Origin of the sequence: Sarcina ventriculi (assembly GCF_900456775.1) — a bacterium.
In the GTDB taxonomy this organism is placed as follows: domain Bacteria; phylum Bacillota; class Clostridia; order Clostridiales; family Clostridiaceae; genus Sarcina; species Sarcina ventriculi.
Window position 1 is genome coordinate 32,323 of sequence record NZ_UAUL01000002.1, and the last position, 14,186, is coordinate 46,508.

Below are 14,186 nucleotides of genomic sequence, written 5' to 3' on the forward strand. Positions count from 1 at the left end.
TTTATATGATTTAAAATTATTAACATCTATAAATACTTTTTAAAAGAGAAATTTCTTTAGCATATCCATCTAATTCATTAGGAGTTTCCAAGAAAAAAGGTAAATTTTTAAGCTTTTCATGATTTATAATATTACCTATAGCGTCTAAACCTATATTACCTAGACCAATTTTTTCATGTCTATCTTTATGGCTTCCTAAGATATTTTTACTATCATTTAAATGAATAGCACATAATTTATCTAATCCTATCACATCATCAAATTCAGCTAAGACATTATCTAAATTATTTACGATATCATAACCGCCATCAAAAATATGACAAGTATCAAGGCATACACCTATATGCTCATTTAAGTTAACTCCATCGATTATAGCCTTTATTTCATTAAAATTTCGTCCAATTTCAGTACCTTTTCCAGACATTGTTTCTAATAAAATTTTTGTTGTTTGGTCTTTTTTAATAACTTTGTTTAATAATTCAATAATGTAATTAATCCCGATATCTACTCCTTGTTTTACGTGACTTCCAGGGTGGAAATTGTATAGGTTATTAGGTAAGTATTCCATCCTCTTCAAATCATCTTCCATAATTTTATAAGCAAATTCCCTAATGCTTTCATCTTTAGAGCAAGGATTTAAGGTATATGGGGCATGAGCTAAAATTTTCCCAAAATTATATTCCTTCATCAATTTTAAAAGTTCTTCTATATCTTGTTTATCTATATCTTTTGCTTTACCCCCTCTTGGATTTCTCGTGAAAAATTGAAATGTATTCGCTCCAATACTAAGAGCAGTATCTCCCATTGATTTAAAGCCTTTAGATGTAGATAAATGACATCCTATATTTAACATATATTATCCTCCCAAATATTTTATCAAATACAATGCTAATATGTTGTATAAAATAAATCAATGGCTTTTTAGAGGTATTATTAATTTTTGTTATGTTTTAAATATATAATATTAATAAATTGTTAAATTTATATAAATAATAAATTTAATAGAAAAATATGATAAAATTAGAATATTATATTTGTATTATTAGGGGGAAAGTTATGAAGCATAAAAATATAAAAAAATCAATAGCAACTGGACTTTCTGGAGTTTGTCTAGCTGGGGTATTAAATATTCCTGTTTTTGCTTCAACAGATATTGCGGTAAGTTTAGGAAATGATTTAACTTCATCTCAAAAAGAAGATATGTTAAATGAATTTGGTGTTTCAAAAAACGACAATAACGTAACAATTATAAATATTACTGTAGATGATATAAGAGAACAATTGGGACTTGGACCTGCTACATCCAAAAGTTCAAAAAATAATTCTTATTCTAGCTGTTATGTTAAAGTAGAGAAATCTGGATATGGGATTAAAGTTTCAACTAATAATCTTACAGAGGTTACTGGTTCTATGTTACAAAATGCACTTTTAACATCTGGAATAACAGATGCTAATGTTAAAGCTTCATCTCCATTTCCAGTAACAGGAACTGCAGCACTTGCTGGTATTTTGAAAGGTTTTGAAGATGCAACAGGTGAAGAATTATCTCTTAATCATAAAGAAGTTGCCAAAGAAGAGATTAATGTAACAAATACTCTAAGTAATGCAACGACAGAAACTGGACAAACTTTAGGAAAAGATGAAGTTGCTCTTATTATAAATGAAATAAAAACACAAGTAATAAAAGACTCTCCTAAAACTGATATTGCTATAGATAGAATAGTCACAAATATAGTTAATAATTACAACATAAACTTAACAAGTCAAGAAAAGGGTCAAATAGTAACACTAATGTCTAGTATTAATGATTTAAACTTTAATTATGGTGAAATGAAGAGTTATTTAAAACAAATGACAACCAATATACAAGAATCATTAAATAAGGCAGGCAAAGAACTAAATGAAAGTGGTTTTATAAATAAAACTTGGAATAAAATAAAAAGTTTAGCTACTGTTTCTTGGGATAGTTTTTGCTCTATAACAAATAAGGTAAAAGCATTAATAGTTGGTGCAGATAATGTGGTTGTTGAAAAAGATGGTGTTAAATATGATGTAAATGGAAATATTCTTGGTTTAGCTGATGAGTCATCATCTAATGAAAATTCAACAACAAATACAATTGATAAAAAAGAATCAGAAAACACTGATGAAGTAATAACAGATGATACTAATAATTTATCAAAAGATGAAAATAGTGACACTAATACAAATAATACTTTTAATTAATGTATTATTAATTTTATATATTTGGTAATAATATTTCTTATTGCCAAGTTTTTTTTTATTATTTATAATTACAGTACAGTAAAAGTTATTTATAAAAATTAAAAATATATTACATGTCATAAAAAATAAAATTTATATAAGAGAAGGTAATTTAACATGAATATAGCTATTATAACAGGTGCCTCATCAGGACTTGGAAAAGAATTTTTAAAACAAATAGACTCCTATAACTTTGATGAAATATGGGTTATTGCTAGGCAAAGAGAAAAATTAGAAGCTCTAAGAGATATTATACATACTAACCTTAAAATCATTCCATTGGATTTATCATTAAATTCTAGTTTCAAAATTTATGAAGAAGAGCTTAAAAAAGAAAAACCTAATGTAAAGTTGCTTATAAATTGCGCTGGTTTCGGTAAATTTGGTAATTATTCAGAAATTCCTCTTGAGGATTCATTAAAAATGATAGATTTAAATTGTAAAGCATTAGTTTCTATGACTGAAAAGACTCTTCCATTTATGAATGAATTTTCTAAAATATTGCAAATATGCTCATCATCATCTTTTCAGCCACTTCCTTTTGCTAATGTGTATGCTTCCACTAAAGCATTTGTACTTAGTTATTCTAGAGCATTAAATTACGAATTAAAAGAAAGAAGAATTTTAGTTACTGCTGTATGCCCTGGATGGGTTAGAACAAATTTTTTTGAGACTGCTAAAAAAACTAAAAACCCTAATGCCGTTAATAATTATGCCTTTATGTCAGATGCAAAAGATGTTGTAAAAAAGGCGCTTCGTGATATGAAAAAAAACAAATCAATATCTATTTACGGTGCTTTTAGTTTAAGTCAATTTGTAGGAACTAAATTTTTCCCTAAAGATTTTATAATGAATATTTGGGTTATGAGTCAAAACAAAAATAAGTAAACAATAAAAAGATGTTACTTTTAATATAAAAGCAACATCTTTAATCTTATCTTATCCTTATTTTAATAAACAACTTGCAATTCCTTTTCCATATTCAAATGCCTTTTTAAGTTCTTCTTCTGAAGGTTTAAAATTAACACTAAGGGATTCTAAAGGCATCTTCATTCTAAGTTCTTTAAGTCTAGACTCTATTCTTGGAACAGCTTCTCCACTCCAACCATAAGAACCAAATGCACCTGCTATTTTTCCACCGTGAATTACAGGATTTAATCTTGCAAGTAATTCTCTAACAGGTTCTAAAAGTTCTGCTAAAATAGTTGGAGATCCAAATAAAATAGCATCAGATTGAACAATTTCATCTAAAAGTTTGCTTTGCTCAACACTTGTTATTTCATAAAGCTTAACATCTATTTTTTCTAAATTACCATCTTTTATACCATCTACTATAGCTTCTGCTAACATTTTAGTATAACCATAAGCTGAAACATAAAAAACAGTAGCCTTTTTTATATCATTTTTAGGTTTTGGAGTGCTCCACTTTCTATATATTTCAATTATTTTTTTGGGATTTTCTCTTAAAATAGGTCCGTGTCCTGGACAAATCACATCTATATCCAAATTTTCTATCTTATTAATAGCTTTTAACACAAAAGGTTTAAATGGTGCTATTATGCAATTGAAGTAATGCTCAAGAGCCCCCATATAATTACTTTTATCCACTATTAAATCATCAAACATTTTGTCAAAACAGTAATGAGAACCAAATGAATCGCATGTTATAAGAGTTTTATCTTCTTCAATATATGTATAAATTGTATCTGGCCAATGAAGTTGTGGAACCGAGAAAAATTTCAAAGTTTTATTTCCAAGAGATATACAATCCCCATTACAAACTTGAATAGATTCAAAATCTTTATTTACTATCCCTTTAATAAATTTTAAAGCCATAGGAGATGCAATTACTTTAGCCTTTGGTGCAAGTTCTAAAATCTTCCCTATAGAACCTGCATGATCTGGCTCAGTATGGCTAACTATTATATAATCAACATTTTTTATATCAATATGTAAACTTTTTAATCTTTCTATGTATTCATCAAAAAATTCTTCCTTAACAGTCTCAAATATAGCTATTTTTTCACTTCCTTTTATAACATAAGAATTATAGCTAGTTCCGTATGGAGTTTTCATTATTATGTCAAAAACCCTTAAATTATGGTCTAACACTCCAACCCAGTATAGATCTTTTTTTACATTTAAATATTTCATCATTTTAAAAGGCAAAAAGCCCTTCACCTCTCTTTTCTTTAAGAATCTTGATATTTCTATTATTAAAAATTAAATAAATAATAATTATTAACAAATAACAATTTTACATTAATATAATAACATTTTTATTATAATATTTTCAACATGTTAACAAAAGTTTAAAATAATAAACACTAGTTAACTAGTGTTTATTATTCTATGTAATCTTCTATTTTATACTAAATTGTTTTATAACCAAATTCATCACAGATAAATTTTACAAAGTCATTAAATACTTCTGTGCTAGATATTTTCATATAGCCTTGTTCAAGTTCTTCTATTTTTACTATAGGTTTTTTATTATAAACATAATTTTTATCTCTATATTCCATGAAGTGTTCTAATCCAAATACTTCTTTAAAAGTTTTAGTATTTATAGTTAAATCTTTATATGGATTATATCTCATAACATCAGTATACTCTATTTCATCATTTTTTAAAGTTTTTAAATAATCTCCAATTCCATAATTAAAGTATTTATCTAATATAGAAAGTAATAAATATAAATGATTATCTCTTTCTAATTTTTGCATGGCAAGTGATGCGCAAATATGAAGCTTTCTAGTTTTTAATTTCATTTCGTTATCTTGTTCTGGTTTTATAAATAAGTCAATTTTTAGTTCTTCAGTTATCTTTTGATATAATTTTTCAAGTTTTCTTTCGTTTTCTAAAATTTTCATTTTCTTATAGTTCATATTATCCCGCCTTTATTTGCTATTTATGAATTTATTTTCCTTTGTATAAAATAACTTTTTTTCAATAAAATTAATTTTATTAATTAAAATATCTTATTATTTAATAAATGAATATTTTATAAATTTATTTTATCATATGTGTAATATTTTGTCGAACCATTTTTTTCATATAAATATGCAGAATGTAATTATTATAGTGTTTTTTAGTTATTTATTTTATAAATACTAATTTTTTTAGAAAAATGTAGTTATCAAATGGAATTTAAAATGTTAAACTTATAAAAATAAAAATTATTATGATATAATTGTAAATGTTCTAAAAAGAACAGTAAATATAATAATGATTAGGAGATTTTTGAATATTATGATGTTAGTAAATGAAGAAAAATGTGTTGGTTGTGGTCTTTGTGTTAAAGATTGTTTGCTTGGTTGTATAAAAATTAAAGAAAATAAAGCTAAGATTCGCAATCTTACTTGTTTTAAGTGTGGACACTGTATAGCTATTTGTCCTAAAAACGCTGTTTATTCTGATGAATATGATATGGGGGAAGTTAAGGAATATATTGAAGATAATTTTAAGATAAATTCTGAAAATCTTCTAAACTTTATGAAATTTAGAAGGACAACTCGCCAATTCGATGTTTCTAAAGAAGTAGAAGTTGAAAAAATTGAAAAAATAATTGAAGCTGGTCGATATGCTCCAACTTCTAGCAATATGCAAAATGTTTCTTACATAGTAGTTAAAGAGAATATACAAAAATTAAGAGGACTTGCTCTTGAAACATTAAATAAACTTGGAGAAAATATTTTAAAAAGTGATAACCTTGAGCATAAAAAATATAAAGCTTATGCAAAAATGTGGATGAAAATGTATAATGATTTCAAAGCTAATAAAGAAAATAGTGATAAATTATTATTTAACTCTAGCTCTTTAATATTTGTACTTTCTGATTCAGATGTTAACGCATCCTTAGCTTCTTCAAATATGGAACTTATGGCAAATTCTTTAGGTCTTGGTGCATTATATAGTGGTTTTTTAGTTTTTGCTGCAAAAAATAGTCAAGAAATTAGAGAATTTCTTGGTATTTCAGACTCTAACAAAATAGTAACATGCATGATTTTAGGCTACCCTTCTGTGAAATACTTTAGAACTGTACCTAGAAATGATGCAAATATTATTTGGAAATAAAAAAACAAGGCTAAATTAGCCTTATTTTTTTATTTAACAAAGGTAATATTTCTTAATTAAATTAACTATTTCTTTAGCTTCCTTCGCTTGTGACCTTGGGACTTTAAAACTTATAGGGGCTGAGTGATAGATTCCTTGTTGATTTACCACAGTATTCCCATCCACTCCTATTTTTATATCCACATCTAAATCAAAATTTCCTGCTGTTTCAAAAGAAATAGTTTTTATAGTTTTAGCAGGAAAAAATTTAACTTCAACCTTTTTACCTGTTATTCCTTGAACATCTATTATATATATGCCTAGATTAGTTAATATTATCGAATCTCTTATAAATTGATATGCCATTATAACATCTTCGTTGTCTAAGAGATAATCATCTATATAGTCCGTTTTAGTAGTTAAAGTAGCATTTCCAACTAATTTATCATATAATCCCATAATAAATCCTCCTAAAGTTATATTTACACGATTATACCATACTTATTTGTATAAATATATTATTATTTTTTAAATAAAAACACAGTATTTTAATATACTGTGTTTTTGTCTTTAATCTAATTTAACTTCGTCTATATCAAGAAAATCTACTGTTGAATCATGAACATAAAATTCTTTTTCTTTATTTTCTTTTTTTCTTTTAGCATAATCTTTTAATGCTTCTCCACCGCTTTCATACTCTGCTAAAAGGTTCATATCTTCTATAATCCTTTTTCCATTTTCTGATTTTGCTTTTATAACTTCTATAACAACCCATTTATATTTAGCGGTTTTAACAACTTCTTTCCAAGTCATATGTATCCTCCTAATTGTCAACTCTCTTTAATAATTCATAAAATATATTTTATAAACATAACACTTAATTATATTTGTTTAATTAAATTTATATTTATTAAAACATTTTATCATTATATAAAAAATACAATTTAATATCAAGTTATATGTATTATTTTTCCTGAACAAATAGTATTTTAAATATAAAATATACCTAATCATAATATGATATAATAAAAAATAATTTATTGTGATAAATCATTAAAATATTGTATGAATATAAAATATTTTGGTTTTGTCAAAATATTTGTTTAATAAAATTAATAATAATATATTAGATTTAATAAGTATATATTAATTTTCCTAATAGAATCTCACTAAATAATCTTCAATAAAATTGAATATTTATTACTATTATATTAAATAAATATTCATTATTGAGTATTGAATTTCTTTTTATGACATGATATTATTTTATTAATAATTTATAAAGAGAGGAAAATATTAATGGAAAATAATACGGATTTAGAGTTATTAGATAGCGCTAACAATAAGACTAAGGTTTATAAAATAGGTTTTTGGTCATTTGTTGCTATGATTTTTATGACTGTATATAGTTTAGGTAATGGTCAACAGATTTATTATCAAATGGGTTATGCGGGAATAACGTATATCGTTATAGGTATTATTTTATTTTTTATACCTTATATGTTTATGGTATCTGAAATGAGCTCTGCTTTTAGTGAAGAAAAAGGTGGTATTTTTTCATGGATGACAAAATCAGTTGGATTAAAGTTTAGTACAACAGGAGCTTTTATTTGGTATATAGCAGCTATTATTTGGTGGTTTAGTTTAAGTTCTGTTGCCATTACTATATCAACTGCAATATTTGGTAAAGATATTTCTGAAACATGGCATCTATTTGGTTTAAGTAATACTGCAACAACTTCTTTAATTGGTGTTGTGTGGTTTTTAGCTGTAGTATTCTTTTGTCGTAAAGGTGTTAAATCAGTTTCATTTCTTGCAAATATGTCTATGTTAATTACAATAGTAATGCATGTTTTAATTCTAGGTGGAGGAATTTTAGTATTTTGTTTAAGTGGTTTTCATTTCCAACAATCATTTGCCTTTAATGGAATTAAATCTTTATTTTACGGACCTAATCCAAGCTACGACAATGTATTTTCAGCATTAGGATTTTTAGTTTTTGCTATATTTATTTTAGGTGGCATGGAAAGTATAGGTGGACTTGTTGATAAAGTTAAAAATCCTAAAAAAACTGTTCCTAGAGCAATGATATTTATGGGAATAGTTATGGGAATATTATACATAGCTATTATAATTATAAGCGGTATGGTTTTAAATTGGAAAGATACTTTTGGAAGCCCTAATGTAAATTTATATAACTATCCTATATATATGATACAACAACAGTTTTATCTTTTAGGAACTCACCTTGGAATGTCTAATACAGCTTCAATAGCTCTTGGACAATGGGTAAATAGAATTACAAACTGGATAAGTCTTATTGCTATGATGAATCTTCCTTTAACTCTTTATTATCCAATAAAGCAAATATTTGAAGGAATGCCTGAAGGAATGCTTCCTAAGGTTGTAACTAAAAAGAATAAACATGGTTTTAATGCTAATGCTTTATATATACAAGCAGCTATTATAGTTGGTGGTATGCTTGCGATAGGATTTGGTGGAAACACAGCAAATACAGTATATAACAATTTAACATTTATGGTTACAGTAGGTACATCTGTTCCTTGGGCCTTTATAGTTTTTGCATACATAAAGTTTAAATTAAACGATAATATAAAAAAAGAATATACGTTTTTCAGTAAAAAAGTGGGTGTCATAGTCGGAACAATAACACTTATAACTTTAATAGGTGCCAATGGTTTTTCAATTGTACAACCCTTCCTTCAAGGTAATATTCAAGAAGGTATATGGATTGCAGCTGGACCTTTAATATTTGGTTTTATAGGTTTTATTCTTGCAGTATTATATCAAAGAAAACAAAAAAGAAATAATAAAAAATGATCTACTATATAGTAGATCATTTTTTATTATTATATGAAAATATTACATATTTTGATATAATAATCTCTGGATAAAACATACATGTTAATTATTTATTAAAATTTCGAGGTGATTATATAATTATGGGGCTATTTATAATACTATTTTCAACGGCAATAGTAGTATTAATTATTTCTTTAAGAAACAAAGCTAAAAATTTATTATTATTTAATCTTATAAAGTTATCTATAAATAATGTAAATAGAACATATTTAGATTTTTTTAAAGATAAATCATTTCTAATTACTCTTATTCAAGGATTTATTATAATATTTGCAGAAGTTAGCGCACTCATAAGTTTGAGTACAAGTATTTGGAGATATTTTTTTATATCAAGTAATGTTTTTTTTAATATTTCAATTAAAATGCTTTTAATAATATTTTTTATGCTTATAGTGCACTATTCCATCGGTTATATAGTCTATATATTAACTAGTATAAATAAATTTTTATACAATGTAGAAGATAAAAACTTAAAAATTGATTTATTATTAAGTTATTTTATAATCAGTTCATATTCAACAGCTATTTTAATATTTCCAAAACAAATTTCTAAAATTTATTTAGTTGGTCTTTTAGGATGTTTTATATGTTATGCGTTAAATATTAAAATTCTTATTAGAATTATGAAAAACCCTAAAAATATTAAAAGCAAAAATCAAAATGATGTTAGTTTTACAAGAATAATTATAGCATCTATCATACTAATAATTATGATTATATTAAATTTATATTTGGCTGTAGTACTTATAAATAGTGGAAATCCACATGCTTTTACAAATAAACCTACTAATTTTGATTTATTTTATTTTACCTTAATAACATTTACTACTGTAGGTTATGGAGATATAATTCCTATTACAGGATTAGCTAAAATAGTTACAATATTTATTGCAGTAACTAGTGTTATATGTATAAGTATATTTATAAGTAGTATTTTATCTCATAAGGATTTATCTAATTAAAATTATAGAAATTAAACATACAAGTTTAAAAAAATATGTTATAATGGTTAGTATAAAAATAAACGATACGTTTTATTCGTTATTATTAACTATTAATAAATAGCAATAATATAATACTAGGAGGATACTAATGAAAAATATATTAATAGTAAACATATCAGCTCATGGACATGTAAATCCAACAATAAAGCTAGTAAAAGATCTTATAAGCTTTGGAAATAAAGTTACATATTACTCAACTGAAGATTTTAGAGAAAAAATTGAAGGTGCTGGAGCCACTTTTAAATCTTATGAATATAAAGAAATCAAAGGAAAAGATGGTGGCAGAGGCGATGAAAAAACTCTTATAAATAATATGGTAAATTTAGCAGATGCAGTTTTATCAGAAGTTTTAAAGGAAACACAAAAATTTGATTGCCTAATATATAATTCTGTATTATCAGTTGGAAAAAATATTGCTGAAAAATTAAATATAGAAAAAACTATAAGTTTTTATACTACATTTGCCTTTTCTAAAGATATGATTAATATGTTTGCAAAAAATACTAATGTTTCTAACAATAACATAGATTTTAGAAAAATGTTAGCGTCTTTCGAAGAAGCAACACAAGACATAAATAAAAAATATGATATCAAAGTTAAGAATATGATTGAAACTATGATAAATAGTGAAGCAGATTTAAATTTGGTATTTACATCTAAATATTATCAACCATTTTCACAAGAATTTGATGATAAATTTATTTTTGTTGGACCTTCTTTAACTGAAAGAACAGAGCAAATCGATTTTAAATTAGAAAAAGATAAAGATAAGAAACTTATTTATATTTCTCTTGGAACTATAGATAATCAAAATTTAGATTTTTATAAAAAAACATTCGAAGCATATGGCTCAATGAAAGATGTACAAGTAGTTTTATCAGTTGGTAAAAAGACAAATATATCTGATTTAGGAGATATACCTCAAAATTTCAAGGTTTATAATTATGTACCTCAACTTGAAGTTTTAAAGAAAACAGATGTTTTTGTAACTCATGGTGGAATGAATAGTTCTAGTGAAGCTTTATATAATAACATACCTTTAGTTATAGTACCTCAATTTGGAGATCAGTTTATAGTTGGAAATAGAGTTGTTGAATTAGGAGCTGGAATTTTACTTCCTGCAAAAGATGCTACAGTTGCTAAATTACAAGAAGATATGAATTTATTATTAAATGATTCATCATACAAAGAAAATGCAATTAAACTTGGACAATCCCTTAGAACTGCTAGTTCTAATTCAACATCTATATATAAAACAATATAACTAGAAATAGTAAAAGAGGTATGAATTATTCATGCCTCTTTTTTTATATTTTTAGTTAATTTATAAAACAGATAATAAATCATATATTTTATATAAACTTTTACATTAACTATTTTTTTTATTAATGATTTAATCATTATTTATTAAAAACTATTACAATTTAATAACAATAACTACTTTACTTAAATATTTATTATATATATTATTTAAGTAATACTGTTATTTGAAAATTTAATAATGTATATGCAAAGGAACAAATATTATGGAAGCAATAATGACTAAATTTAATATTGATAATAAAAACTTATTTGCTAAAACTTTAATTTATATTTTAGGAATCATAATATTTTTTGGATATTGGGAATTTTTTGGCGTTAGTAATGCTATTATTGGTTTTTTAATCGTAAATGCTGCAACAATGCTATTTCATAAGGATTTAACAGCTAAGCCATTAAGAAATATATTAAAATTTTTGTTTATATATTTCTTTATTGGAATTTGTACATTTATATCAAGTTACAATATTTATTTAGGTTTTTTTGTAAACTTTTTTTGTATATTTTTTATGGTTTATACTCTATTTTATGATTTCAAAACCACTATTTTGCCACCATTTTTATTATCTTATTTAATTTTATTAAGGCATCCTGTTACAATGAATGAGCTACCTACAAGACTTTTATGTTTAGGTATAGGATCTTTATTTATAGTAGTTAGTCAACTTATTATAAATCATAATAGGTCCAAAAAAGCTTTAAGAGCTAACTTAATAGGATTAGTAAAAGAAATATCTTTAAAGATAGATGCGTTAATAAATAATAAAGATATTAGATATGATTATGTAAATGTTGAAAAATACATAGATAATATAGTAAATATTCTTAATGAAAGAAAAGATAGTCGTTTTTGTATGGAAAATATAGATAGCATAAGACTTAATTTTGCTCTTTATGTGGAAAGGCTTAATTATTCTTTAGATGAATTATATCATCCTGCTAACGATGAAATATATAAAAAATTTTTAAAAGATTTATCAACACTTATGGATAAAATAATTAGATTTATAGAAACTGAGGACGCTATTTATCTATTAATACTTGAAATAGATGAATTTACTGAAAAATATGAAACTTTTCTTAGTTTCAATTATTCAGCTTACGAACTTATTCAAAATATGTCCATGCTTAAATTTTCTTTATCTAATTTTGCAAAAGAAAAAGAAAATTGCAAATGTAAGTCCAAAATAAGTTATTTCATTCCAATACCTGATATGTCAATGTTTAAAAATATTTTAACATTAAATTTTAACTTTAAATCTTTAAAATTTACTTATGCTTTTAGATTATCATTCTTAATTGCAGGTTCTTATTTTGTAGTAAAATTTTTAAATATACCATTTGGATACTGGATAACAATTACCTTATTTGCAGTTATTCAACCTTATACAGAAAATTCTAGGCAAAGATTTTTACTAAGATTTAGAGGAACAATTATTGGAATAATCATCTTTATGATAATAACTTTATTTGTACCTATTCTTTCTATAAAAATTGTTATATATTTATTATTATACTATATGTATTTATTCTTTAAAAATTATGATAATAAAATGGCATGCATAACCCCTATAGTTCTTGGAATATTTACATTGCTTGGTGATAACGCTTATGAAACTACCCTTTATAGATTTATATATATGGCAATAGGAATCTTAATTGGATATTTAGGAACTAAATATTTATTTCCTTATAATACTTTAGATTCTTTAAAAAATTTTACAAGATCATATTTTAATTTAAGTAAAGATACCATAACTTATGCTTTTAACAATAAAATAGATGAGGAATTGTTTAAAGAATTAAATGATAGATTAATAAAGGGAAAACTTTATGAAGATAAAATATTATTAAATAACGGATCTAATAATGTTAAATATATAAAAGATTTTACATATAACCAGAGAATATTAATGAACAACATATATTTTCTATTTTATTCATTATATAAAACTCCTATAGATGATTCTGTGTTAAACCAGTTTAAAAAAGAACTCACTGATATCTATAAGGTGAACTCAAGAGATTATATAGAATATGATGAAGAAACATTCTTAAAACAAATAAGAATAAAAAATAAAAATAATTTTAATAGTATTGATAGTTATCAAGGAAAACTAGTTTTAATAAATTTAAATAGAATTTATTCAAGACTCCAAATTTCAAAAGATTTAGGCGAAAGAATCAAAATAATAATTTTTACATTTTATAATTAACTTAAAAAGCAGCAAAGTTTATTCTTTACTGCTTTTTAAGTTATTCTTTTAATTACTGTCTTAAATTTTATTAATTAATAAAATAATTTATTTACATTAAGATGAAATAATTATTTTAATTAAAGGAAATCATATATATAATTATTTAAATATAACAAAGGATAATGATTTTATGAATATAATTAAAAATAAATTAAATATTGATACTAATAATGTAATTCCTAAAACTTTAATATATGTCTTAGGAATTATGATGTTTTTTAGTTATTGGCACTTTTTTGGTGTTAGTAATGCTATTGTTGGTTTTTTAATAGTAAATGTATCTGCAATGCTCTTTCAAAAAGATTTAACTTCATCTCCATTTAAAAATATAATTAAGTTTTTACTTATATATTTATTTATAGGTGTATTTTCATTTTTAGCAGCTTACAATATCTATATT

The 14,186-nt window shown here is 24.2% G+C and carries 13 protein-coding genes; 8 read left to right on the top strand and 5 right to left on the bottom strand.

Features of this window, described 5'->3' with window-relative positions:
- Positions 1 to 19 precede the first annotated feature (19 nt).
- On the bottom strand, positions 20 to 853 hold the full coding sequence (locus DR020_RS03780) for a deoxyribonuclease IV (RefSeq protein WP_055257395.1): 834 nt from the start codon (positions 851 to 853) through the stop codon (positions 20 to 22).
- Positions 854 to 1,056: 203 nt separating this feature from the next.
- Here DR020_RS03780 and DR020_RS03785 point away from each other — a divergent pair, with 203 nt between their 5' ends.
- Positions 1,057 to 2,226 carry a DUF1002 domain-containing protein gene (locus DR020_RS03785; RefSeq protein ID WP_160110443.1) on the top strand — a complete coding sequence of 390 codons (1,170 nt, stop codon included), beginning with the start codon at positions 1,057 to 1,059 and terminating at the stop codon, positions 2,224 to 2,226.
- 156 nt (positions 2,227 to 2,382) lie between these two features.
- The gene (locus tag DR020_RS03790; protein ID WP_112365322.1) at positions 2,383 to 3,153 is read left to right on the top strand and encodes an SDR family NAD(P)-dependent oxidoreductase; all 771 of its coding nucleotides are present in this window, start codon (positions 2,383 to 2,385) and stop codon (positions 3,151 to 3,153) included.
- 57 nt (positions 3,154 to 3,210) lie between these two features.
- On the opposite strand, the gene DR020_RS03795 is transcribed toward DR020_RS03790, so the two are convergent.
- Both DR020_RS03795 and DR020_RS03800 read right to left on the bottom strand, forming a co-directional pair.
- Positions 3,211 to 4,422 (bottom strand): FprA family A-type flavoprotein, encoded by a 1,212-nt coding sequence (locus DR020_RS03795; protein ID WP_235865661.1) that lies wholly within the window; start codon positions 4,420 to 4,422, stop codon positions 3,211 to 3,213.
- A gap of 215 nt (positions 4,423 to 4,637) precedes the next feature.
- Entirely contained in the window at positions 4,638 to 5,153 is a 516-nt protein-coding gene (locus DR020_RS03800) for a hypothetical protein (protein ID WP_112365323.1), read from the bottom strand.
- Positions 5,154 to 5,517: 364 nt separating this feature from the next.
- On the opposite strand from DR020_RS03800, the gene DR020_RS03805 reads away from it, so the two are divergent.
- Positions 5,518 to 6,342, top strand: coding sequence for a nitroreductase family protein (locus DR020_RS03805; RefSeq protein WP_112365324.1), 825 nt, complete (start codon positions 5,518 to 5,520; stop codon positions 6,340 to 6,342).
- 33 nt (positions 6,343 to 6,375) lie between these two features.
- Here the strand turns inward: DR020_RS03805 and DR020_RS03810 are convergent, their stop codons facing one another.
- Both DR020_RS03810 and DR020_RS03815 read right to left on the bottom strand, forming a co-directional pair.
- Positions 6,376 to 6,780 carry a PH domain-containing protein gene (locus DR020_RS03810; protein WP_055257391.1) on the bottom strand — a complete coding sequence of 135 codons (405 nt, stop codon included), beginning with the start codon at positions 6,778 to 6,780 and terminating at the stop codon, positions 6,376 to 6,378.
- 111 nt (positions 6,781 to 6,891) lie between these two features.
- On the bottom strand, positions 6,892 to 7,134 hold the full coding sequence (locus tag DR020_RS03815) for a hypothetical protein (RefSeq protein WP_055257390.1): 243 nt from the start codon (positions 7,132 to 7,134) through the stop codon (positions 6,892 to 6,894).
- A 486-nt stretch (positions 7,135 to 7,620) separates the two neighbouring features.
- Between DR020_RS03815 and yjeM the strand changes: the two genes are divergently transcribed.
- The 5 genes from yjeM to DR020_RS03840 all read left to right on the top strand — a co-directional run.
- Positions 7,621 to 9,162 carry a glutamate/gamma-aminobutyrate family transporter YjeM gene (yjeM, locus tag DR020_RS03820; RefSeq protein WP_055257389.1) on the top strand — a complete coding sequence of 514 codons (1,542 nt, stop codon included), beginning with the start codon at positions 7,621 to 7,623 and terminating at the stop codon, positions 9,160 to 9,162.
- A 122-nt stretch (positions 9,163 to 9,284) separates the two neighbouring features.
- Positions 9,285 to 10,166 (top strand): potassium channel family protein, encoded by an 882-nt coding sequence (locus DR020_RS03825; RefSeq protein ID WP_112365325.1) that lies wholly within the window; start codon positions 9,285 to 9,287, stop codon positions 10,164 to 10,166.
- Between the two features lie 130 nt (positions 10,167 to 10,296).
- On the top strand, positions 10,297 to 11,472 hold the full coding sequence (locus DR020_RS03830) for a macrolide family glycosyltransferase (protein ID WP_112365326.1): 1,176 nt from the start codon (positions 10,297 to 10,299) through the stop codon (positions 11,470 to 11,472).
- Positions 11,473 to 11,734: 262 nt separating this feature from the next.
- The gene (locus tag DR020_RS03835; RefSeq protein WP_112365327.1) at positions 11,735 to 13,744 is read left to right on the top strand and encodes an FUSC family protein; all 2,010 of its coding nucleotides are present in this window, start codon (positions 11,735 to 11,737) and stop codon (positions 13,742 to 13,744) included.
- 172 nt (positions 13,745 to 13,916) lie between these two features.
- Positions 13,917 to 14,186 (top strand): hypothetical protein (locus DR020_RS03840; protein ID WP_408069127.1); only part of this gene is annotated, 270 nt, incomplete at its 3' end.

What these genes read in the sequence shown, in the direction of transcription:
- DR020_RS03780 (WP_055257395.1), bottom strand. Translation starts at nt 853, where the DNA reads ATGTTAAATATAGGATGTCATTTATCTACATCTAAAGGCTTTAAATCA.
- DR020_RS03785 (WP_160110443.1), top strand. Translation starts at nt 1,057, where the DNA reads ATGAAGCATAAAAATATAAAAAAATCAATAGCAACTGGACTTTCTGGA.
- DR020_RS03790 (WP_112365322.1), top strand. Translation starts at nt 2,383, where the DNA reads ATGAATATAGCTATTATAACAGGTGCCTCATCAGGACTTGGAAAAGAA.
- DR020_RS03795 (WP_235865661.1), bottom strand. Translation starts at nt 4,422, where the DNA reads ATGATGAAATATTTAAATGTAAAAAAAGATCTATACTGGGTTGGAGTG.
- DR020_RS03800 (WP_112365323.1), bottom strand. Translation starts at nt 5,153, where the DNA reads ATGAACTATAAGAAAATGAAAATTTTAGAAAACGAAAGAAAACTTGAA.
- DR020_RS03805 (WP_112365324.1), top strand. Translation starts at nt 5,518, where the DNA reads ATGATGTTAGTAAATGAAGAAAAATGTGTTGGTTGTGGTCTTTGTGTT.
- DR020_RS03810 (WP_055257391.1), bottom strand. Translation starts at nt 6,780, where the DNA reads ATGGGATTATATGATAAATTAGTTGGAAATGCTACTTTAACTACTAAA.
- DR020_RS03815 (WP_055257390.1), bottom strand. Translation starts at nt 7,134, where the DNA reads ATGACTTGGAAAGAAGTTGTTAAAACCGCTAAATATAAATGGGTTGTT.
- yjeM (WP_055257389.1), top strand. Translation starts at nt 7,621, where the DNA reads ATGGAAAATAATACGGATTTAGAGTTATTAGATAGCGCTAACAATAAG.
- DR020_RS03825 (WP_112365325.1), top strand. Translation starts at nt 9,285, where the DNA reads ATGGGGCTATTTATAATACTATTTTCAACGGCAATAGTAGTATTAATT.
- DR020_RS03830 (WP_112365326.1), top strand. Translation starts at nt 10,297, where the DNA reads ATGAAAAATATATTAATAGTAAACATATCAGCTCATGGACATGTAAAT.
- DR020_RS03835 (WP_112365327.1), top strand. Translation starts at nt 11,735, where the DNA reads ATGGAAGCAATAATGACTAAATTTAATATTGATAATAAAAACTTATTT.